This is a genomic window from Hungatella sp. (genome assembly GCF_046966825.1).
The window spans coordinates 26,142-46,236 of record NZ_JBKVCZ010000024.1 but is presented as its reverse complement, the minus strand read 5'-3'; the positions used below and the strand labels follow the sequence as shown (position 1 = coordinate 46,236).

22 protein-coding genes and 2 tRNA genes are annotated in these 20,095 nt (G+C 51.5%); 20 read left to right on the top strand and 4 right to left on the bottom strand.

The window, feature by feature from the left end:
* The first annotated feature begins 66 nt into the window (after positions 1–66).
* The 6 genes from ACLTD4_RS10150 to ACLTD4_RS10125 all read left to right on the top strand — a co-directional run bounded on the left by ACLTD4_RS10150 (position 67) and on the right by ACLTD4_RS10125 (position 7,775).
* Complete coding sequence (locus ACLTD4_RS10150; RefSeq protein WP_117623339.1) at positions 67–348, top strand: zinc ribbon domain-containing protein; 282 nt, start codon at positions 67–69, stop codon at positions 346–348.
* Positions 349–436: 88 nt separating this feature from the next.
* Positions 437–4,681 (top strand): DEAD/DEAH box helicase, encoded by a 4,245-nt coding sequence (locus tag ACLTD4_RS10145; protein WP_117623340.1) that lies wholly within the window; start codon positions 437–439, stop codon positions 4,679–4,681.
* Between the two features lie 205 nt (positions 4,682–4,886).
* Positions 4,887–5,726: an SIR2 family NAD-dependent protein deacylase gene (locus ACLTD4_RS10140; protein WP_117623341.1), complete on the top strand. Its 840-nt coding sequence runs from the start codon at positions 4,887–4,889 to the stop codon at positions 5,724–5,726.
* Between the two features lies 1 nt (position 5,727).
* The gene (locus ACLTD4_RS10135; RefSeq protein ID WP_081034229.1) at positions 5,728–6,534 is read left to right on the top strand and encodes a protein-ADP-ribose hydrolase; all 807 of its coding nucleotides are present in this window, start codon (positions 5,728–5,730) and stop codon (positions 6,532–6,534) included.
* Between the two features lie 81 nt (positions 6,535–6,615).
* On the top strand, positions 6,616–7,197 hold the full coding sequence (locus ACLTD4_RS10130; RefSeq protein ID WP_117623342.1) for a hypothetical protein: 582 nt from the start codon (positions 6,616–6,618) through the stop codon (positions 7,195–7,197).
* A 23-nt stretch (positions 7,198–7,220) separates the two neighbouring features.
* A complete protein-coding gene (locus ACLTD4_RS10125) occupies positions 7,221–7,775 on the top strand; it encodes a hypothetical protein (RefSeq protein ID WP_117623343.1) in 555 nt (184 codons plus the stop codon).
* A gap of 23 nt (positions 7,776–7,798) precedes the next feature.
* Here ACLTD4_RS10125 and ACLTD4_RS10120 read toward each other — a convergent pair whose 3' ends face one another.
* From ACLTD4_RS10120 to ACLTD4_RS10105, 4 genes are all read right to left on the bottom strand, one after another.
* Positions 7,799–8,029, bottom strand: a complete 231-nt coding sequence (locus ACLTD4_RS10120; protein WP_412331292.1) for a hypothetical protein — start codon at positions 8,027–8,029, stop codon at positions 7,799–7,801.
* Positions 8,030–8,143: 114 nt separating this feature from the next.
* Positions 8,144–8,216, bottom strand: a tRNA-Ala gene (locus ACLTD4_RS10115).
* A gap of 187 nt (positions 8,217–8,403) precedes the next feature.
* Positions 8,404–8,477: transfer RNA gene (locus tag ACLTD4_RS10110), tRNA-Pro, on the bottom strand.
* Positions 8,478–8,624: 147 nt separating this feature from the next.
* Positions 8,625–9,275 (bottom strand): DUF3298 and DUF4163 domain-containing protein, encoded by a 651-nt coding sequence (locus ACLTD4_RS10105; RefSeq protein ID WP_117623345.1) that lies wholly within the window; start codon positions 9,273–9,275, stop codon positions 8,625–8,627.
* 155 nt (positions 9,276–9,430) lie between these two features.
* Here ACLTD4_RS10105 and ACLTD4_RS10100 point away from each other — a divergent pair, with 155 nt between their 5' ends.
* The 14 genes from ACLTD4_RS10100 to ACLTD4_RS10035 all read left to right on the top strand — a co-directional run bounded on the left by ACLTD4_RS10100 (position 9,431) and on the right by ACLTD4_RS10035 (position 20,092).
* Positions 9,431–9,844, top strand: coding sequence for a hypothetical protein (locus ACLTD4_RS10100; RefSeq protein ID WP_117623346.1), 414 nt, complete (start codon positions 9,431–9,433; stop codon positions 9,842–9,844).
* Between the two features lie 79 nt (positions 9,845–9,923).
* The gene (locus tag ACLTD4_RS10095) at positions 9,924–10,319 is read left to right on the top strand and encodes a chemotaxis protein CheW (protein WP_117623347.1); all 396 of its coding nucleotides are present in this window, start codon (positions 9,924–9,926) and stop codon (positions 10,317–10,319) included.
* Positions 10,320–10,326: 7 nt separating this feature from the next.
* Positions 10,327–12,657, top strand: a complete 2,331-nt coding sequence (locus ACLTD4_RS10090; RefSeq protein WP_117623348.1) for an EAL domain-containing protein — start codon at positions 10,327–10,329, stop codon at positions 12,655–12,657.
* Positions 12,658–12,675: 18 nt separating this feature from the next.
* Positions 12,676–13,032: a hypothetical protein gene (locus ACLTD4_RS10085; RefSeq protein ID WP_055655428.1), complete on the top strand. Its 357-nt coding sequence runs from the start codon at positions 12,676–12,678 to the stop codon at positions 13,030–13,032.
* Positions 13,013–13,822 (top strand): CheR family methyltransferase, encoded by an 810-nt coding sequence (locus tag ACLTD4_RS10080; protein WP_025530527.1) that lies wholly within the window; start codon positions 13,013–13,015, stop codon positions 13,820–13,822. Before ACLTD4_RS10085 ends, ACLTD4_RS10080 begins: the two co-directional genes overlap by 20 nt.
* 39 nt (positions 13,823–13,861) lie before the next feature.
* Positions 13,862–14,476, top strand: a complete 615-nt coding sequence (locus tag ACLTD4_RS10075; protein ID WP_117623349.1) for a CheB methylesterase domain-containing protein — start codon at positions 13,862–13,864, stop codon at positions 14,474–14,476.
* Positions 14,477–14,479: 3 nt separating this feature from the next.
* On the top strand, positions 14,480–14,842 hold the full coding sequence (locus tag ACLTD4_RS10070) for a response regulator (protein ID WP_002600345.1): 363 nt from the start codon (positions 14,480–14,482) through the stop codon (positions 14,840–14,842).
* 9 nt (positions 14,843–14,851) lie between these two features.
* Positions 14,852–15,469, top strand: a complete 618-nt coding sequence (locus ACLTD4_RS10065) for a chemotaxis protein CheC (RefSeq protein ID WP_002600344.1) — start codon at positions 14,852–14,854, stop codon at positions 15,467–15,469.
* Positions 15,466–15,948, top strand: a complete 483-nt coding sequence (locus tag ACLTD4_RS10060; protein ID WP_117623350.1) for a chemotaxis protein CheD — start codon at positions 15,466–15,468, stop codon at positions 15,946–15,948. The genes ACLTD4_RS10065 and ACLTD4_RS10060 overlap by 4 nt, the downstream gene beginning before the upstream one ends.
* 43 nt (positions 15,949–15,991) lie before the next feature.
* Positions 15,992–17,647, top strand: coding sequence for a methyl-accepting chemotaxis protein (locus tag ACLTD4_RS10055; RefSeq protein WP_182453926.1), 1,656 nt, complete (start codon positions 15,992–15,994; stop codon positions 17,645–17,647).
* On the top strand, positions 17,644–18,024 hold the full coding sequence (locus ACLTD4_RS10050; RefSeq protein WP_002600341.1) for a response regulator: 381 nt from the start codon (positions 17,644–17,646) through the stop codon (positions 18,022–18,024). Before ACLTD4_RS10055 ends, ACLTD4_RS10050 begins: the two co-directional genes overlap by 4 nt.
* 1 nt (position 18,025) lies before the next feature.
* Entirely contained in the window at positions 18,026–18,649 is a 624-nt protein-coding gene (locus ACLTD4_RS10045) for a chemotaxis protein CheC (RefSeq protein WP_055655418.1), read from the top strand.
* Complete coding sequence (locus ACLTD4_RS10040; protein ID WP_055655416.1) at positions 18,639–19,121, top strand: chemotaxis protein CheD; 483 nt, start codon at positions 18,639–18,641, stop codon at positions 19,119–19,121. The genes ACLTD4_RS10045 and ACLTD4_RS10040 overlap by 11 nt, the downstream gene beginning before the upstream one ends.
* A gap of 32 nt (positions 19,122–19,153) precedes the next feature.
* On the top strand, positions 19,154–20,092 hold the full coding sequence (locus ACLTD4_RS10035; protein ID WP_055655414.1) for a diguanylate cyclase domain-containing protein: 939 nt from the start codon (positions 19,154–19,156) through the stop codon (positions 20,090–20,092).
* Positions 20,093–20,095 lie beyond the last annotated feature (3 nt).

Below are 20,095 nucleotides of genomic sequence, written 5' to 3'. Positions count from 1 at the left end.
GTTTGTCGTGATAGGATTAAGATCCAGACAAAGGAGTCTGAGATAAAAGAACTGTGAGGAAGAAAAATGGAAGAAAAGTATTGTCAAAGCTGTGGTATGCCGATGGGAGATACGGATGAACTGTATGGAACGAACGAAGACGGAAGCAGGAGTGAAGATTACTGTAATTACTGCTATCATGATGGGGCGTTCACGATGGACTGTACCATGGAAGAGATGATTGAAGGCTGTGTCCCTATGATGGCGGGAGTGAACAGCGGCATGAGTGAGGAAGAGGCGCGGAATATGATGAAACAGTTTTTCCCAGAGTTAAAACGCTGGAAAAAGGCACCTGTTAATCCAGAGTAAAGTATGGTATGATTAGAAAAATCATTTGCATGGAATGATATAAAACAGGAACCGGCCGGTCTGACGGTGGTTTTGCATGGAGGTTACGATGGCGGACGATATTCTTAAGATTTTTTCAGAGCCCACAGCCGGCTGGTTTGCGGAGACATTCGGGAAAGCGACAAAGGTACAGGAGGAGGCGTGGCCGGCGATTGCAGCAGGAAAGCCGGTGTTGGTCAGCGCTCCTACGGGTACCGGCAAGACGCTGTCCGCATTTCTCGTTTTCATTGACCGGTTAAGTACGCTGGCCAGGGAGGAAAGGCTGGAGGAAAAGCTCTATCTGATCTACGTTTCGCCGCTGAAATCACTGGCTGGCGATATACGGGAAAACTTGAGACGGCCGCTTGATGGTATCGAAAGGGAAGAAGGGCAGCAGGAGATCACTGTAGCGATCCGAACTGGGGATACGCCCCAGAAGGACCGCCAGAGAATGGTGAAGCATCCGCCCCATATTCTGATTATCACGCCGGAATCGCTTTACCTGATGCTGACCTCACGGTCGGGCCAGGGGATCGTGAAGACAGCTGAGGCGGTGATCATCGATGAGCTTCACGCTCTGATCGATACGAAGCGGGGAGCTCATCTGATGCTTTCCATCGCAAGGCTGGACCGGCTCTGCGGCCGTAATCTCCAGCGCATCGGCCTGTCGGCCACGATAGAGCCGTTGGAGCTGTCTGCGGAATACTTATCCCCCGAGCCAGTAGTTATCTGCGCTCCGGCCATGGAGAAGAAGGTCTTAATTGAGGTGGTGGGAACGACTCCGGCCAACGGGAGAAGGAAGGATCCGGTCTGGGAAGAACTGGGGATGGCGGTTTATCAGAAGTGTCTGGACTGCAGAAGCGTGATTGCATTTTCGGAAGGACGCCGGTATGCGGAAAAGCTGGCCTATTACGTCAACCTGCTGGGCGGTGACGGGTTTGCCAGAGTTCATCACGGAAGTCTTTCGAAGGAACAGCGGGCGGAGGTAGAGCAGGACTTAAGAGAAGGACGGCTCCGGCTTCTGTGCGCCACCTCCTCCATGGAACTGGGTATCGATGTAGGCGAGATAGACCAGGTCCTGCAGATCGGCTGTCCGCGCACAGTTTCCAGTACGATGCAGCGGCTGGGCCGGGCGGGCCATAATCCGGGGTCGGTCAGCGTGATGTATATGTATCCCAGGACAGCCCCGGAGAGCGTCTACTGCGGCATGACTGCCGAGATCGCCAGACTGGGCGGAGTCGAGCATACGAAGCCGCCGAGGCTCTGTCTCGATGTGCTTGCCCAGCATCTGGTGTCCATGGCGGCAGGCGACGGGTACAGCGTGGACGATGTGATGGATATTCTGTGCAGGGCTTATTCCTTTCGCGATGTGACGAGAGAGGACGTAAAAGGCGTGCTGCGGATGCTGGCTGGTGATTACGAACACGGAAGAGAGATTCCGGTGCGTCCGCGGGTGCTCTATGACCGGATTCATGAGCGGGTGACCGGAGACGCCTACAGCCGTATGCTGGCTGTCGCGGCAGGTGGTACCATCCCGGATAAGGGGCTCTACGCGGCGAAGACGGAGGATGGAGTGAAGCTGGGAGAACTGGATGAGGAGTTCGTGTATGAATCCCAGATTGGAGATAAGTTTGTGCTTGGATCTTTTGCGTGGAAAATCGTCAGCCAGGACCGGGATACTGTGGTAGTGACGCAGGTTCCGGCGGAGGGAGCCAGGCTGCCGTTCTGGAAGGGGGAGACGAGAGGCAGGACGCTTCGCACCAGTCTGGCGTTCGGAAGGCTGTTCCGGGAGCTGGGAAAGGCGGCGGAGGCCGGGGAAGATCAAACAGGCGATAGTCAAGCATCTGAAAATGGTCAACCGGTGAGTGGCTCAGACGCATTGACAGGCACGCTTACCCGGCTTGGTCTCGACGGCGCAGCGGCCTGCAACGCGGCTTCATTTTTGAGGCGTCAGATAGTGGTAACCGGAGGTCTTCCGGATGACAGGACGATCGTTGTGGAACGGTTCAGAGATCATACGGGAAGCAATCAGGTCATGGTGCACGCGCTGTTTGGGAGACGGGTCAATGCACCGCTGTCTCTTCTTTTGCAGCATACGGCCAGACAGTTATGCGGAATTGATATCGGCTGCGTGGATGAGGAGGACGGCTTTCTTTTGTATCCTTATGGAGATGACGTTCTTCCGGAAGGGCTGCTGTTTAAGATTGAGGAGGGACAGGCCAGGAGTGTTCTGGAGGCGGCGCTTCCCCTGACGCCTCTGTTCAATATGACCTTTCGCTATAATGCGGCCCGCGCACTTATGATGGGAATGAAGCGGAATGGCCGTCAGCCGCTCTGGATGCAGCGGCTGAAGAGCACGGAGATGCTCTCCTCCCTGATTAACGAACCGGGCCATCCCCTGATCCGGGAGACGAAGCGGGAATGTCTGGAGGACCAGTGGGATATCGACGGCGTAATAAAGATCCTGGGCGATATCAGGTCTGGGCTCATTACAGTACGGGAAGTCTGTGTGGATGTGCCGTCGCCCATGTCTCTTCCGTTCCAGTGGCAGGCGGAAGCGGCGGAGATGTATGAGTATTCGCCGGTTACGCAGGAAATCCGTGAGGCTGTCTATGAGGAATTGAAGCAGACTGATATGATAAAGCCGCAGGCGGAGGAGCTGGCCAGGGTTCAGGCGCGGAAGAAGCTTCCGGAGGATGAAGACCAGCTTCATTCCCTTTTGATGATGGAAGGCGATTTAATTGCCGGAGAACTGCCTGTGCCGGTGGAGTGGCTGAAGAATCTGGCGGAGAGAGAATTGGTTTCCTACATGGAGCCTGGGATATGGATTGCAGCAGAACACCGGGAAGAGTATGAGCTGGCTCTTCTGGAGGGGAATGAGGAAGCGGCCATGCATATTGTACGGCGGATGCTCTATTACCGCGGCGGGCAGAATAGGGAAGCGGTGAGAGAGCGGTACTTTTACCCGGAAGGTATGGCGGAATGCATACTGGAAAAGCTGACGGCAGAATCACTCGTGGTGGAGGACGACGGGATCTTTTACCATGCAAAGCTCTACGACAGGGCCAGACGCGCGTCAATCAAAGGCATGCGTCTGGAGGCTGTGACTCAGCCGCCGGCGCATTATGCGGCGTTGGCGGCCCAAAAAGTCTTTGTTGCCGCGCCGGGCGAGGAACAGCTGAGGCGAGCGGTGGAACAGATCTGCGGAAGGACGTATCCGGTCAAATTCTGGGAATCCGTCTTTTTTGCACGGCGTGTAAAAAATTACACCGAAGCCATGCTCGACAGGCTTTTGGCACAGGGCGACTATTTCTGGCAGATGAAGCCTGATGGGACACTGGCTTTCTACCGGTATGAAGATATCGACTGGGAGGCGCCGATTTCCGGGCTTTCGGAGGAACTGGAGGGTGATGAGAAGCTGCTGTATCAGGAGCTGATGCGCCGGGGAGCCAGTTTCCTCAAGTTCCTTACGGAGGTACCGAAGAAGGACAGCGTCCAGGAGGTGCTTCTTAAGCTGGCAGAAAAAGGTCTTGTCTGTACGGACAGCTTTGTGCCGGTGAGACAGTGGCAGAATCGGGAAAAGGTGAAGAAGGCAACGGCGAGGCAGCGGGTGAATGCACGGGTGATGGCGCTGTCTGCAGGTCGCTGGGATATTGTGCGTCCGGTAAAGAAAAGGACCATGGAAGAGTGGCTGGACCTGTTTTTAAAGGAAACGGCGGTCCTCTGTAAAGAGACCTACCGCAAAGCATGCGATCCCTGCATGGATTCTGCCTATGTGCTGTCAACCGGCGGTACGGACGAAGCTAAGGCGGAGCCGGATACAATGGCCTGGAGAAAGGCCCTGGATGTGCTTCGGATCTGGGAATACACGGGAAAAGTGAGACGCGGATACTATGTATCCGGTATGTCGGGGGCGCAGTTTATCCGGAAAGAGGACTATGAGAGCGTGACAGCGGCTTTAAAGCAGCCGGATGATGACGTGGTCTGGCTGAATGCAGCAGATCCGGCGCAGATATGGGGAAAGGCTCTGGAACAGCCGGAGGACAGAAGCTTTATGAATCTGCCGGGGACAGCTGTCGCTTTCCGGCAGGGAAGGACGGCCGCAGTGATGGAGCGCCAGGGAAAGGTTCTCAGGTTCTTTGAGGAAGAAGGGATGGAGGCTGTGCTTTCTGATTTCGTCCGCTGTTTTCAGAGAAAGCTTTTATTTCCTGACCAGAAGCGCCTGATTTTGAAGGAATATCCGGAAAATGCCGGCGAATTATTAAAAAAGGCCGGTTTCATCCGTGAGATGCAGGACTATGTGCTCTACCGGTAATGGAGATAGCAATAGTATCTGCCGGATACTAAGAAACGAATCGGTTACTATCCCACTTTTTTGTGCGTTCTTGCTGTAAGTGCTGCAGCGGTTTATAATTCAGACAGGAAGACGAAGGAGTCCTGGAGTGTGGCGGAAATTAATTTTCAGACACACTCTCGGATGAGAGATTCCTGGTGAGAGCACAAAAAAAGGAGGGAATACCATGAGCGAATGGCAGTCCACGGTGAGGAGACTTATCGAGGAAGCGGAGGCGGTCGTCGTCGGAGCAGGCTCCGGGATGTCGGCCTCCGCCGGTTTAACGTATACAGGCAGGCGCTTCCGGGAGAAATTCAGTGATTTTATTGAGCGCTATGGTATGACAGATATGTATTCGGCCGGTTTTTACCCGTTTCCCACACAGGAGGAAAAATGGGCGTACTGGAGCCGGCATATTTATTGTAACCGCTACGATGTTCCGGCTGGAAAGCCCTATCTGGATTTGTATCAGCTGGTGAAAGACAGGAATTACTTTATCCTGACAACGAACGTGGACCATCAGTTTCAGCTGGCGGGATTTCCGGAAGAACGGATCTTTGCAACTCAGGGCGATTACGGTATGTTTCAGTGTGCAAAGGCCTGTCATAAGAAGCTGTACGAGAACGAGAAGGAAGTAAGAGCCATGGTGGCCCAGCAGAAAAATCTGAAAATACCGTCGGAGCTGGTGCCGAAATGTCCGGTCTGCGGCGGTGATATGGAGGTCAATCTGCGGCGCGACAGATACTTCGTTGAGGACGAGGCGTGGGAGCGCGCCTGTGCCGGATATACCGGTTTTATAAGACAGAATCGGAACAGGAGGCTGGTGTTTCTGGAACTGGGAGTAGGCATGAACACGCCGGGAATCATTAAATATCCGTTCTGGCAGCTGACAGACAGGGAAAAACATGGCTTTTATATCTGCATCAATCAGGGAGAGGCCTGGGGGCCGGAGGAGATCAGAGAAAAATCCTTATATGTCAACATGGACATTGCAGAAGCTCTGGAAGCAGTCAGAGAGGTGATGTGATTTGAAAAATGAGAGTTATAAGACCCGGGAAGAACGCCTCAGGTATCTGATCCGGGCTATGCAGAAGGAGATGCCTCAGTATCGCGGCATTGTGATTCCAGAGGACAGTGCGGGGCAGAAACAGCTTCTCCGCTCCCTGATGAATGTAAGGCCTCCAATGCCGGCAGATCCGGAGTTTCTGGCGGAACAGGATTTGTATCTGTCGCAGGAGATTGCCGCGCGCGGCATTCTGGATGGAGCGGATCTGGCTCCTGTAAAGGAGAACGGCCGGATCTGTCTCTGGCAGGGGGATATCACACGTCTGAAGACGGGAGCGATTGTAAATGCGGCCAACAGTGCGCTGCTGGGATGCTTTCGGCCCTGCCATTCCTGTATCGACAATATCATCCATTCCTATGCGGGCATTCAGCTCCGCCTCGCCTGTAATGAGATTATGGAGGCCCAGGGGCACGAGGAACCGGTGGGGCATGCGAAACTTACACCTGCCTTCAATCTTCCGTGTGATTCGATTCTGCATACGGTCGGTCCGGTTATTACCGGCCCGCTGCGAAGAGCAGACTGCCGGCTTCTGGCGGACTGTTACCGTTCCTGTCTGGAACTGGCTGTGGAAAATCAGATTACCTCGATTGCATTTTGCTGTATCTCGACGGGGGTATTCTGTTTCCCACAGGAGCGGGCGGCGGAGATCGCGGTGGAGACGGCTGTTGGTTTCTTAAAGCAGAATGAATCGGTCCGTCAGGTTATATTTGATGTCTATACCGATCAGGATTTGGTTATTTATCAGAAGCTGTTGGAACAGGAACGATAGCTGCTGCAGGACAGGTTCCCTTCTTAAAGGTAATGCAATCCGGAAGATAGTGGTGTATAATTCAAGGGAATGGAGGCAGTGATGAGAACTTTAGTATATGTGTTTTTGGGCTATGCGGCGCTTTACAGCGTTATCTGGCTTCACGAAGTCGGTCATGCATTTTTTTACCAGCTTTACGGATGCAAGAGATGCTTTCTGCATGTGACGGTTAAACCGTATCTGTTCTTTTCGACACCCCGTCCTGTCGATGAGGAACTTGCCGACCATCTGCCGCCCCGAAGGGATCTGGTGGTTTCTTATGGCGGAATTGGAGTAAATCTGGCGGCGGCTCTGGTGACGGGGGTGATTTTGTCACGGATGGGAAAGATACATCCGTTTCTGCATTTCTTTCTTCTGCAGTTTTTGACACTGCATCTCGCCGAGATGGTCAGCTATCTCATCATTGGCAATCTGTACCCGGTCAGTGATATGAAAAACATTTCTGACATCTGTCCGCGTTTAAGGATTGTCAACTTTTGCATCGGGCTTCTGATCTGTGTCCCTTATTTTGCGATCTTCTGGAGAATTCCGGAGGTGTTTTTTCCGGTCATCCTGTTTTATAATGCGGTGACCATCCTGTGTATGGGAATTGGGCGTGTCATATTTACGAAATTCGGCGGGTGAGTGAACCGCCGGGAGGAGCGGCTGTGAAAGGTGTGATTCTGAGAAAGGGAGAGAGAGCCTACTCGTATTTTTCCGGGGTATTCTCTGCGATTTTCCCGGCTGTCGTGGAACGGAACTGGCTGATAACAGGGTATGAAAATTATCCGGAGGCGCTGGAGCCGTATGGCGGGAACTTAGGCAGGGAAGCGTTCTTCTGGGTGCCGGGGGAGCGGCTGGAGGAGATTGTCCGGCAGCAGGATTATCCGTGGTACTGGGGCGTCCTGTCGGGATTTAAGAGAGAGGTGCCGCTGCACCAGGTGATAAGCTATGGACTGCCGTATGCGGACGGATACACCGGTTTCTGGAAAAATCCGATTTCCATTCAGCATCCGATGGCTGATATTGAGATCGTGGCGTGGGACAGTGCGCTTACACTGTTGATCAGCAGGGATGAGGCCATTGCCCAGGCGTTCCGGAATGCGTATCCACGAAGTGAAGACCTGGAGACGTACAATCTCGGGGAACCGGAATCGGAGGAGTGGCGGAAAATATGGGAGGAAGCGGAGCTGTATTACGGGGATGGCGCGAAGGGGGAGTGAATGATTGACCAAGGACGGCCTTACTACGGCCTGGGCCAGGCGAACCAGTCCGGAACATCTTCGATATGCAGCGTGTTACAGGGAGGCCAGTGGTGCGGGCAATCCTCGTTACGGCAGGAAAATACATAGACGTTTGCGGCCTGATCGTATTCGCAGCAGGCGTCATCGCCGCAGTCCAGGCAGGAACCGTATTCCTGTTCAAAGCTGCATTCATTCAGTATTTGAGCAATGGTTTTCTTTCTGTGATGCGGCATTGGCGTTACCTCCATATATCGGTGAAGAGCAGGATAAAATGGAATAAATACTGTATTTAAACAAAAAAATATGCTGAAAACCTTGTACGATCAAGACTTTCAGCATATGACTCATGGAGATAGTGGGATTCGAACCCATGACCTCTTGAATGCCATTCAAGCGCTCTCCCAGCTGAGCTATACCCCCATGTCCGCTATTATAGCAAAAAGATAAAAAATTTGCAATCACTAATTTACACTTTTTTTCTGATTTTTCCGATTTTTGAAATTTTAGCCTGCAATGGAGCCGGATGAAACTAAAATGGAATAGAAAAAAATAGTAGAAAATAAAAAAATGCAGGATTTCTATGAAAGATATCCTGCACTTTTTATCATCGAGGCGACAAGATTCGAACTTGCGACCTCTGCGTCCCGAACGCAGCGCTCTACCAAACTGAGCCACGCCTCGATATGATACGCTTAGAAGCGAACGAATCATATAATAACACTTTTTGGCAGAATTTGCAAGTGGAAAATGAAAGAAAAATAAATAAAGTGGAACCAGTTGAAAGAAAGCTACCTGGAAAAAGTTCCGTTTTGCCTGTTATTACGGGCGTTACCGGCTTTTTTTAAATGGAATCAAAAATTCGGGGATTCCGGTTGAGTAGGGGGCGATGTCGTATTGCTGGAAATAGATGACAATCCCCTTGGGGGTTGCAAAGAAGCTCTCCGGTTTGAAGGTGGACCGAATCAGAGCCGGGTAATCGTCAAAATAAGTGGAAGGCGAGTCCTTCTCCCGCGCCTTTACCTGCTGGTCCAAAATCCGGAAGATCCCTTCCCGGTAAGCTGGATTGTGGGGATAGAAATCGGCCAGCGTCAAGTATCTTCCACTGCTGAAATCCCAGGTATCCGAGGTCCGGATTGTGCTTCCGTGTGCGCCTCCCGTATAGGTATACTGATCGGTGTAGAGGCTTGTCATGCATCCGGAATTCCAGGTGACGGTATAAGCGCTTATGAACTCATATCCGAAAAACGGATAGTTGTCTTTCTTTGCGTATTCTGCCTGAACGGAGGCCTGGGAAGCCAGGACCGTGCGGCAGTACTCCTCCGTCTTTCGGGCGGCGGTGGAATAAAACGCATTGATACTTAAGGCGGCTGCCTCGGAGCAGGTTGTGGTGAAGTAAGGATAACGGATCGTATAAGTGAGTACGGCAGTCCCTTTGCTGTATACGGTATCCGACAGTACTCTTTGGGTAATGGTCTGCATATTGGCTCCATAAAACAGGATTTCTATATTAATATGGCCGCCAAAATGGAAATATGCAGTATCATTGGGACATCATGGAATTATTTACCAGATGACCTACTTTTTATTCCTTTTTATGGCATTTTGTTGTATGATAGAAAAAAAGGAGGGTGGACATGTTTACGTCGGCAAAGGATATTTTGAAAATCATATGGAACGGATTAAGAGAGATAAAGAAAAATTGTTCTGATTACTACGAAAAGGATGCCAGAAAGATTTATGAGGAAACCTTAAACGGAGTAAAGGCAGAACTGTCCGGTCCGGAGCCGGAGGAAAAGCGGAAAGAACGTCTGGTCAAGAACCGATGGGAGAAGATGCGTGTGGAACGGAAGATCGTGGTGGTCAGTATTTTGGCGATTCTGGTTTCCCTGGTCTTTGTGACATCCTATGGCAGATGGATGGATTTCGGGTCATTTTTGCTGGTGATGGCGGCAGTGGCCGTTGTTTCGGTCTGGTGGATTTCACACCTGTTCCGGAAGCGTTTCAAACTCAGTCTGGAAGGTTGGATGCTGGAAGCAAAAGAGGTGTAATAACCTTGCTTTTTCATGCATTATGCGTTAATATAGTAAATAGTATACACAAATGTGAAAGATGCGAAGGAGGTGCCTTATGATGGAAACATTTTTATGTTTTGAGTCAGAGGGCGCTTTTTTTTTGATTCCGCTGAAGCTGGTACGCCATATTGTTCAGGGGAATGCGGGACAGGAGAAGACGATTACATTTAACGGATGTGAGGCTGAGGTTTATTCGGTTGGAGCTTCGTGGGGGGACAACAGGGAACGGGAGTATGCGGTCCTACTGGAGGTGGAAGACGGTCTTCCGGCTCTTTTGGCTGACCGTGTGGCCGGCGTATTTGAAGTCCCGGCTGACAGAATATTTGAGCTTCCTGAGGATATGACCGGAGAGAAGAATGATTTTTTGACGCAGGCGGTGTATCTTGATTCCTCCGGATGCTGGGCCTTCGTGATGGATATAGAACGGTTTCTTAATAAAGAGAGGAATTGAACGGGTCATGGTTTCAAACAGAGAAAAACGGCTGGATCGTCTGACCAATACGTGGACAGAAGCGGCGGCTGAAATGATGATTAATGAATACTTGAAGGAAGCGGAGAACTGGGGAGGCGACGGCCTTTTTCTTCTGGAGACGGCAAACGGCGGGACGAAACTTCCGGAGGCCTCTCTGAAGCAGGCAGCCTTCCTTTTGCAGTGTACCCTGAGGCGGACGGATCTTGTGGCGAGAGTGGGTGAAAACTGCTTTCTCGTCTTTCTTCTGGGATGCCGCAGCCGGGAAGATGCGGTCTCTTCCATGAACAGTGTCCGTATCAGCCTGGAGCGGGAAACGAATCTGCACATGACAGCAGGAGGTGCGCTGACAGACGGACGGGGACAGACTTACGGCTCTCTGTTAAAGAGGGCAAAGGCGGAGCTGGCGCGTGCGAAGCAGGAGGAGAAGTTCCTCTGTTTTACAGAGGTGTACGGAAAAATGGAGACGGGGGACGCAGAAAAAGATCTGACGTATTCGATCCGCCCCATACCTGAATACATAGAGGACAGCGGAAAAGCCGACATGGATTTTATCCGCAAAATTATGGATCATTTTCTGCCCGGAAAACAGGAATGCCCCATCGAAATGGGATTGAAACGGATCTGTGCCTATTATGGATGCGGTGAGGCCTATATTCTGGAGCGCAAATCCGGAGGGAAGGACTATGAGATTACCTCTTCCTGGATGGAAGAGGAGCCGATGGTCCGCAACGATAATTTAAAGACGATACCGGGCCTCATTGCAGAACGGTATCTGGAGCTTTTTCGGAACCGGAAGGTGCTGGCCTGCAACCGGATCTGCGAACTGGAGATTCTGGATCCGGTCATCGCGGAACGCCAGAAGCTGAGAAAAACGAGATCCCTGATGCAGTTCCCGATCATGGAAAATGGGGACTATATCGGATATATCAGTGTGAATGATAATAAAAAAGAAAGGCTCTGGACGCTGGAGGAAAGCATGACCTTCGCTCTGGTAGGGCGCGTTATGGCCGCCTGTATTCTGGAACGCCGTTTTCAGCGTTTTACGCAGATTCTGATGGATCACGACCGGCTGACAGAGGCGTGGAATTACAACCGCTTTTTAAGCGAGGGAAGAAAGCGGCTGAAGAACGCGCCGCTGTTGCAGGCGATTGTCACCATGGATATCAAGAATTTCAAGGTGATTAACGCGAATTACAGTTATGAGACAGGAAACGATATTCTGGTGGGTATCAGTTCTCTGCTCAGTAATTTTACGGGCGGCGGGGAGTGCTTTGCCAGAATTGAAGCCGATAAATTTGCGCTGCTCCTGGAATACCAGACCGTTAATGGCCTGCAGCACCGTCTGGACCAGCTGCTGCGGCGGGTGGAACAGATTCCGCGGGAGGAGAAGAAGGACTTCTCGATCAGCTGTATCATGGGCGTCTGCCTGGTGGAACCGGGAGACACGGAGATGTCTATCCTGGTAGACCACGCCAATATGGCCAGAAAGGCGTTAAAGGATTACCATAAGAGTATCTACAGCTTCTACAACAGGGAGGCGGAGCGCAAATTCGCAAAGGAACGGGAGCTTGCATTCCGCATGAAACGCGCGGCAGAGAATGAGGAGTTTGTCGTCTATTACCAGCCCAAGGTGGATCTGCCCCGTAAGCGCTGTATCGGGTTCGAAGCGCTTGTGCGCTGGAAGATGATGGAGGGCCAGATGATTCCGCCCGACGAATTTATCCCGCTGTTTGAAAAAAACGGATTTATTACAGAGCTTGATTTATATGTGTTTGAGCGGGTTTGCAGACTGATTAAGAGCTGGAAGGACAGCGGCAGAGCGCCGTATCCCATCGCGGTGAATATATCCAGGATCCATTTGACAAAGACTGACTTTTTGGAGGAACTGGAACAGATCGCCGGCAAATACGGTGTGGAGAGCCGGTATCTGGAGCTGGAAATTACAGAGAGTGCATTTTTAAACAATCCGGGAGAAATCCTGGAGGTGGCGCGGCGGATCAAAGAGAGAGGCTTTGTCCTGTCCATGGACGATTTCGGAACGGGCTACTCGTCACTGAGCCTCCTGAAGGATCTGCCCGTCGATATTATCAAGCTGGATAAAGAATTCTTCCAGAAGCGCTTAAACGACAGGGAGAAGATCATCATCGCCAACGTGATTCATCTGGCTCATGAGCTGGATATTCAGGTGATTTCAGAAGGAATCGAGACTGCTGAGCATGAGGCGTTTCTGACGGAGATCGGATGCAATCTGGCTCAGGGTTACCGATACGGGAGACCTGCGCCCATCGGGGAATTTACGGATCTGATGGCTGACTGAAGGAAAGGAGGGGCACACATGGAACAGGAAGAGTTTGGCAGAGAGATGCTGCGCCTGTATTATGGCGGCGAGTGCGAAGTGACATCCATGGAACGGGTGGAACTGATTCTTCCGTGCCCTGAAATCATAAGGGTGCCGGGGGCGCCGGAGAATCTTGCAGGTATGATCTATAAAGAGGGCGGACTGATTCCCGTGTTCCGGCCAGGATACGACCAAAGGGCGGTAAACGACCAGATCACAGGCAAGAACCAGAATCTGGTGCCGAAGGAAGCTCCGGCGTGTGTCGTACTGATAAGAAAAGAAGACGGTAGCTTAAAGGGAATGGCGGCTGATGAGGTTGCCGGAGGGGGCGCGATTGATACGATTTACGAATGAGGAGTTCACACAGCTGATTACCTATATGTCCGGACAGTACGGAATTGATCTGTCAAAGAAGAAAATTCTGGCGGAATGCAGAATGAACGGGGAACTGGAAAAACGCGGAAACATCTCCATGGGAGAGTACATGAGACAGATGGAGATGGACAGGACTAAACAGCTGGAGAGCATCCTGCTAAACCGCCTGACCACGAACTATACATATTTTATGAGGGAGCCGAAGCATTTCGACTTCCTGCGGGAAAAGATACTTCCCAATATTAAGCCGGAATGGGGGCGCATATCGTATCAGATCTGGTGCGCTGGCTGCTCCAGCGGCGAAGAGTGCTACACGCTGGCCATGCTTTTGCAGGACTATAAGGATCAGGGCGGGTGGCTCCCATCCTTCTCCATTGTGGGAACGGATATTTCGGAGCAGGCGCTGGCCGTGGCCCAGAAGGGGAGATACCCGGTCCGGGAGCTGGAGAATATTCCGGCATTGTGGCAGCAGAAATATTTGTCCATGGACGAGGCGGGAACTTCGTTTGACATCGGCCGTGCTATAAGAGAGAAAGTCCGGTTTCAGCGGATGAATCTGTTAAAACCAAGCGTAGGGCTGGGACAGTATGATCTGGTGCTGTGCCGCAATGTCATGATTTATTTTAATGAGGAGTCAAGAAAGAAATTGATTGAGAAGCTGTATCGGGCTTTAAAGCCCGGCGGTTATCTGTTTGTGGGGCATACGGAATTATTGCCCAGAAACCATGAACTGTTTGAGTACGTGTGTCCGGCTGTCTACAGGAAATAGAGGCCGCTGCGCGCCAGATGACGGAGGGGGAAAGAGTCAGTGGAGGGTCAGACGGAAAAGAAAAGCAGATATTTAGCGGTGATCGGGGCTTCGGCAGGCGGCCCGAAAGCCGTACTCACAGTCCTTAAGGAGCTGCCATCGACCACCTGCGGGATCCTGGTGATCCAGCATTTAAGCCATGGCTTTTCCGGTAAATTTGCGGAGTATTTAAATCCCCAGTGCAAGATGCGTGTGAAAGAGGCGCAGTCGGGGGAACCGGTCTGCGACGGCACGGTCTATATTGCCCCGGACGGATATCAGATGTCGCTGGGAAAACTGGAGGACGGCTTCATGATTCGCTGTGTTCCGGGGAAACGGTACGGAGGATTCTGCCCTTCCATCAGTTACACCATGAATTCCGTTGCGGAGACGGTGAAGGAGAAAGCCATGGGGATTATTCTTACAGGTATGGGGGAGGACGGCGCCAAAGGGCTGCTGGCCATGCGTCAGGCGGGAGGCCGCACCGTTGCACAGGATAAAGAGACGAGTGAGATTTACTCCATGCCGGAATCGGCCTTTCGAAACGGCGGAGCGGAAAGACAGATGGGACTTGGCCTGATCAGCGGAGAGATAACCAGGTTCTGCATGAATATGAATAATAAAACCGGGAGGTAGGCCATGGAAAAGCCATTGATAATGATAGCAGATGATGCGATGTTTATGAGAAGAGTGATTAAGCGTGCGCTGACCCAGGGAGGGTACGACAACTTTGTGGAAGCGGGCGACGGCGTGGAAGCGGTGGAGAAATATAAGGAGGTACAGCCGGATCTGATGCTTCTGGACATTACGATGCCCGGAAGATCAGGACTGGAAGTGCTGAATGATATTCTGGCGTTTAAAAGGAATGCAAAGGTCATCATGTGTTCGGCGGTGGGACAGGAGCAGGTGATTGCGGAGGCGATCCGCTGCGGCGCCTCCGACTTCATTATCAAGCCATTTAAGGACGAGGAGATCTTGAAAATCGTAAAAGCGTGTTTGTAGGAGGGAGAAATGAAGGACGAAAGGGAGCTGCCGGGCGGACCGGCGGCAGAAACATTGCTGGAAATGGGGAATATCGGAACCGGAAGCAGCATGGCTTCTTTATCCCATATTATCGGAGAAAAGGTGTGTTACGCCCCTCCTGTCATGAAGACGGTTGATTATGACGGGCTGGCGGAATGGATCGGCTATGCGGAAGAAAACGTGGCGGCCGTTCTGATTCCATTTACCGGCGATATTAACGGTATGCTTCTTCAGATATACAAAGAAGAGATGACGGACGTAATTCTCAGGAAACTGCTGAACACGGAGCAGGTGTCCGGGGAGATGGATGGACAGATGCTGGATCTGCTCAAGGAGACGGCCAATATTATGGCTTCTTCCTATCTGACCGGGCTCTCGGCCTGTGTCGGACTGAGGATCACGCTGTCTGACTCAGCCGTTTCCATGGATATGACAGGAGCTATAATCACGGCGCTGATCGGGACTGCGGCCGGAACATTTCCCGGCGGAATCTGCATTGGCAATAACTTTTCAACCGCAGAGGCGGAACAGAAAAGCTGTATGCTCATGGTCCTTCGTGAAGACTCTATCTCAGAGATTATGAAAGCGGTGGAGGTGAGCGGATGAGTGAGATCGTGATAAAACCTGATCAGATGGCGGTAGCGGAAGGGGAAACGGTTCTCATCACCATGGCGCTGGGATCGAGCCTGGCTGTCTGTATGTATGATGAAGAGGGCGGTATCGGAGGACTGGTACATACTCTGCTTCCGGATAAACGGAGGGAAGGCAATGGAAAAAATGGTCTGCGGTATGTGGACACGGCGACCCGGGCGCTGTTTGAGGCCATGAAGGAAGCGGGCGCGGTACCGGAACGAATCCGAGTAAAGCTGGTCGGAGGGGCGAAGATTTTCTGCTTTGCCGGACAGGCGGGGCAACCGGAAATTGGCAGGGAGAATGTCAGCTGTGCGAGAAAGACGCTGCAGGAACTGGACCTGGCCATTGTCTCGGAGGACACAGGGGAAAATTATGGACGGAGCGTTCACTTTATAGCCGGCAGCGGAAGGCTTGAGATTGAAACGGTAAACCGTTCCAGATACTGGATCTAGAATGACAGGCGGAAGGAAAGAACTGATGAGGAAAATGAAGAATATGAAAATAGGAAAGAAGCTCATGTTTTCTTATGGTATCATTATCATTTTTTATATCATAACCGTGATCGTCTCTCTGTTTGGAGTATACAATGTATCAAAATCACTGGATGTCTTCTACAATAAGGCGTTCACTGCGTCCTATACGGCGGGAAACTTAAGGGCATCCGTTCAGAGTATCGGCCGTACGATCCTGAATACTGCCACAGAAGGGACGAATGTGGACCGGCAGGAGCAGTTGGATGAGATCGATGAGATCCTGCGCGATATGGATACGAATTTAATCATGCTGAAAGAACAGATGCCGGATAACGATCTGGTGAACCAGCTGCGGGAGTCTTTAAAAGATCAGAAGCAGTCCAGGGAAGCCGTTATGGAGGAGTTGAAAAACGGTAACGACAAGGAAGCGATTTCTTTATACGGCAGCGACTTCGAGCCGAAAGCGGAGAAGACGAGGGAATGCCTGGAAGCGATTACCGCTTATTCCAAGGTTAATGCGGATAAATACCTTGACAGGGGCCATGAGGTAAGGCAGCAGATGACAGCAGTAATCCTGGTGTTATCGTTTCTTATCCTGATGATAACCGTGGCTCTGTGTCTCTATATCACAAAGGGAATTACAGAACCTGTCAGTGAGGTCCGGGAGGCTGCAAAGAACCTGGCGGAAGGGAATCTTAAGGTTCAGCTGAAATACCAGTCAGAGGATGAACTGGGAGAGCTGGCGGACAGCTTCCGCGAGACCATAAGCGCATTGAACGATTATGTGTCCGCAGTGGAGGAGGGGCTTTTGGCAGTTGGAAACGGAAAGCTGAACTACCATCCGGAAACTGCGTTTAAAGGCGATTTCGTCGCACTGGGTGATGCGATGGAGCAGATCACAGGACTTTTAAACCGTGCGATTATGCAGATTGCCTGTACGGCAGATCAGGTAGCCGGAGGCTCCGAGCAGGTTGCAAACGGCGCCCAGATCCTTTCCCAGGGAGCCACGGAGCAGGCAGGCTCCATGGAGGAGCTGGCGGCCAATATCAACGAGATATCGGACAGCGTTAAGAGTAACGCCAATGATGCTGTAATGACCAGCAAAAAGGTGGACGAGGTAAGCGGACTGGTCACCAGAAGCAGTGACGAGATGAAGGCTATGGTTCAGGCGATTCTTGAAATCCGGGAGAACTCCAGCGCAATCGGAGGTATCGTAAAGGAGATAGAGGATATCGCGTTCCAGACAAATATACTGGCGCTGAACGCCTCAGTAGAGGCGGCGAGAGCCGGAGAAGCGGGCCGGGGATTTTCTGTAGTAGCGTCCGAGGTGCGTCACCTTGCGGCGAAGACGAGGGAAGCCTCCGGGATGATGGCCCGGCTGGCGGCGCAGACCACGGAAAAAGTGGACGGCGGCACCGAGGCCGCAGATAAGACGGCCAGAGCGCTGGACCTGGTGGTGAAGGGGACGGAAGTGATCGGTACCATGGTGGATCGGATCTCCGGGGCCTCTGTGCGCCAGGCCGATTCCATTATCCAGATCAGACAGAGCATGGAGATGGTGTCTGAGATTGTACAGGGAAATTCCGCAACGGCGGAGGAGAGCGCCGCTTCCAGTGAAGAACTGTCGGCGCAGGCACAGGTATTGAAAAAATTAGTGGAGGAATTTGAGCTGTCATGAGTGAGAAGAAAGTGCTGATTGTAGATGATGCCGTGTTTATGCGTTCCATGCAGAAACGTATTATAGCCGGATCCGGGGATTACGAGGTATATGAGGCAGCCGACGGAGAAGAGGCGGTTGCGCTGTACAAAAAAATAAGGCCGGGTCTGGTGCTTCTGGATATTTCCATGCCTGGCATTAACGGAATTGAAGCATTAAAACAGATGAAAGAGACCGACGAGAACGCCTTCGTGATTATGTGTTCCGCAATCGGCCAGGATTCCATGATGAAGGAAGCCGTGGACTGCGGAGCCAGGGACTTTATTGTCAAGCCGTTTAAGGCGGAGCAGATCGTCCAGGCCCTTAACCGGGCATTTCCATCGTCTGCGGAGGTATGAGATGAATAAATATTCGGATATCAGTGAGAGTGCGAGAGATGTTTTAATGGAAATCGGTAATATCGGAACGGGAAACGCGGTCACCGCGCTCTCCAGCATGATTAACCACAGGATTGAGATCGAGCGTCCTAATGTGAAAATCATGAAATTCGAGGAAGTACCCGCCATGCTGGGCGGTCCGGAGGAGATCAAGCTGGGAGTGCTCCTGGAGCTCTCAGGCGATTTGAACGGCATGTTTATGTTCCTGATCAGCACGAAGTTCGCCCAGACCATGCTTGACAAGCTGCTGGGAACAGAGGTCGAGGATGTCAGGAACCTGGATGATATGAGTCTTTCCGCGGTCTGCGAGATCGGCAATATCATGTGCTGTTCCTATATAAACGCGATGACGGCTATGATGGATTTGAGGGTTCACGTTTCCGTCCCGGACATCTGTATTGATATGACCGGAGCCATATTAAGTGTTCCGATGATTCACTTTGCGAGACTGAGTGATGAACTGCTTCTGATCGAGGATAAATACCATTTTGACGATCAGGAAGTGGTCAGCCACATTCTGTTCCTTCCGGAGATTCACTCTCTGGAGCGGATTTTCAAGGCTTTGGGTGAGGAATATGAAGGATAATCCTGTAGTGGTGGGAATCGCGCAGGGAAAAGTAGTTTCCCGGCCGGAAAAACTCATTACTTATGCGCTTGGTTCCTGTGTGGGAGTCTGTTTATACGATGGGAAACACCGTATTGCGGGAATGGCCCATATTATGCTTCCTGATGCAGGACTGAGCCTGTCTCAGGAAAATCCCTACAAATTCGCGGATAAGGGCTGTGAGCAGCTCATAAAAGAGATGGAGCGCCAGGGGGCGGATCGCCGTTTTATCACGGCAAAGCTGGCGGGAGGCGCTGGGATGTTCTCCAAATACGAAGCTCTTGGAAGCATAGGGGAACGCAATGTAAAGGCGGTAAAAGCTGTTTTAGGGGCGCTGAAGGTGAGTGTGACGGCGGAGGATACCGGTAAGAACTACGGCAGGACGATCACATTCGATTCGGCGGATGGAAGCCTGACAGTCAAGTCAATGAGTGCAGGCATTACGGTTATATAGAGTAGAACATGGCGGTTGGAAGGAGAAAAAGCATGACAGGCAGACAGAAGATACTGGCGGTCGATGACAGCCTGCTGATATGCCAGCAGATAGAAAAGGTTTTAAAAAATGAGGAATATACGGTTTATAAATCCCATTCAGCGAAGGAGACTCTGGAGTTACTGGAGGAAGTGGATCCTGATTTGATTCTCCTCGATGTCATTTTGCCTGATATGGAGGGGTATGAACTGTTTGAAAAGATAAAAGCAAAGGATAAGAATCACGCTCCAGTGATCTTTATCACCTCCAAAGACAGTGAACAGGATGTAATCCGGGGATTTGAACTGGGCGCCTGTGATTATATTAAAAAACCGTTCCGGCCGGAAGAACTGAAATCCAGGGTGAAGGCGCATCTTGAGGACAAGCGGGAAAGAGACGAGCTGAAGATCTTAAATGAGACGCTGAAGGCCAACATGCAGATATTAAACCGCGTAGCCTACCGGGACGAGCTGACCGGTCTTTATAACCGGCGGTTTGTGGTGGAGAAACTGGCCCAGGATTTGATGGAACCGAATCGCCAGGATGCACTGGTCATGATCGACGTGGACGATTTCAAACACGTAAACGACTGCTACGGGCACGACGCCGGAGACATGGTTCTCGTCTGTATTTCCAATATTATGGAGAGCGTCTGCCGCCGCCATAAGGTGATACGCTGGGGCGGAGAGGAATTCCTGATTATTCTGATGGCAGTCACAAAACAGGAGTGCTATGAAGTCTGTGAGGAGATCAGAAAAGAGATTCAGGCATTTCCTTTTCTTCAGGGCAATACCACGTTTTACTGCACCGTGACGCTGGGGATCAGCCTTTACGATAAGGAACAGAGCTTTAAGATGAACATGACGCACGCGGATATGGCGCTTTACCGCGGAAAGAAAACGGGAAAAAACCGTACTGTCTGGTATGGTTATGAGGAAGAGTCGGGAGTGTGAGGG

What these genes read in the sequence shown, in the direction of transcription:
- ACLTD4_RS10105 (WP_117623345.1), bottom strand. Translation starts at nt 9,275, where the DNA reads ATGCAGACCATTACCCAAAGAGTACTGTCGGATACCGTATACAGCAAA.
- ACLTD4_RS10145 (WP_117623340.1), top strand. Translation starts at nt 437, where the DNA reads ATGGCGGACGATATTCTTAAGATTTTTTCAGAGCCCACAGCCGGCTGG.
- ACLTD4_RS10090 (WP_117623348.1), top strand. Translation starts at nt 10,327, where the DNA reads ATGGTTTCAAACAGAGAAAAACGGCTGGATCGTCTGACCAATACGTGG.
- ACLTD4_RS10055 (WP_182453926.1), top strand. Translation starts at nt 15,992, where the DNA reads ATGAAAATAGGAAAGAAGCTCATGTTTTCTTATGGTATCATTATCATT.
- ACLTD4_RS10040 (WP_055655416.1), top strand. Translation starts at nt 18,639, where the DNA reads ATGAAGGATAATCCTGTAGTGGTGGGAATCGCGCAGGGAAAAGTAGTT.
- ACLTD4_RS10150 (WP_117623339.1), top strand. Translation starts at nt 67, where the DNA reads ATGGAAGAAAAGTATTGTCAAAGCTGTGGTATGCCGATGGGAGATACG.
- ACLTD4_RS10050 (WP_002600341.1), top strand. Translation starts at nt 17,644, where the DNA reads ATGAGTGAGAAGAAAGTGCTGATTGTAGATGATGCCGTGTTTATGCGT.
- ACLTD4_RS10130 (WP_117623342.1), top strand. Translation starts at nt 6,616, where the DNA reads ATGAGAACTTTAGTATATGTGTTTTTGGGCTATGCGGCGCTTTACAGC.
- ACLTD4_RS10085 (WP_055655428.1), top strand. Translation starts at nt 12,676, where the DNA reads ATGGAACAGGAAGAGTTTGGCAGAGAGATGCTGCGCCTGTATTATGGC.
- ACLTD4_RS10100 (WP_117623346.1), top strand. Translation starts at nt 9,431, where the DNA reads ATGTTTACGTCGGCAAAGGATATTTTGAAAATCATATGGAACGGATTA.
- ACLTD4_RS10060 (WP_117623350.1), top strand. Translation starts at nt 15,466, where the DNA reads ATGAGTGAGATCGTGATAAAACCTGATCAGATGGCGGTAGCGGAAGGG.
- ACLTD4_RS10120 (WP_412331292.1), bottom strand. Translation starts at nt 8,029, where the DNA reads ATGCCGCATCACAGAAAGAAAACCATTGCTCAAATACTGAATGAATGC.
- ACLTD4_RS10065 (WP_002600344.1), top strand. Translation starts at nt 14,852, where the DNA reads ATGAAGGACGAAAGGGAGCTGCCGGGCGGACCGGCGGCAGAAACATTG.
- ACLTD4_RS10070 (WP_002600345.1), top strand. Translation starts at nt 14,480, where the DNA reads ATGGAAAAGCCATTGATAATGATAGCAGATGATGCGATGTTTATGAGA.
- ACLTD4_RS10035 (WP_055655414.1), top strand. Translation starts at nt 19,154, where the DNA reads ATGACAGGCAGACAGAAGATACTGGCGGTCGATGACAGCCTGCTGATA.
- ACLTD4_RS10045 (WP_055655418.1), top strand. Translation starts at nt 18,026, where the DNA reads ATGAATAAATATTCGGATATCAGTGAGAGTGCGAGAGATGTTTTAATG.
- ACLTD4_RS10095 (WP_117623347.1), top strand. Translation starts at nt 9,924, where the DNA reads ATGATGGAAACATTTTTATGTTTTGAGTCAGAGGGCGCTTTTTTTTTG.
- ACLTD4_RS10140 (WP_117623341.1), top strand. Translation starts at nt 4,887, where the DNA reads ATGAGCGAATGGCAGTCCACGGTGAGGAGACTTATCGAGGAAGCGGAG.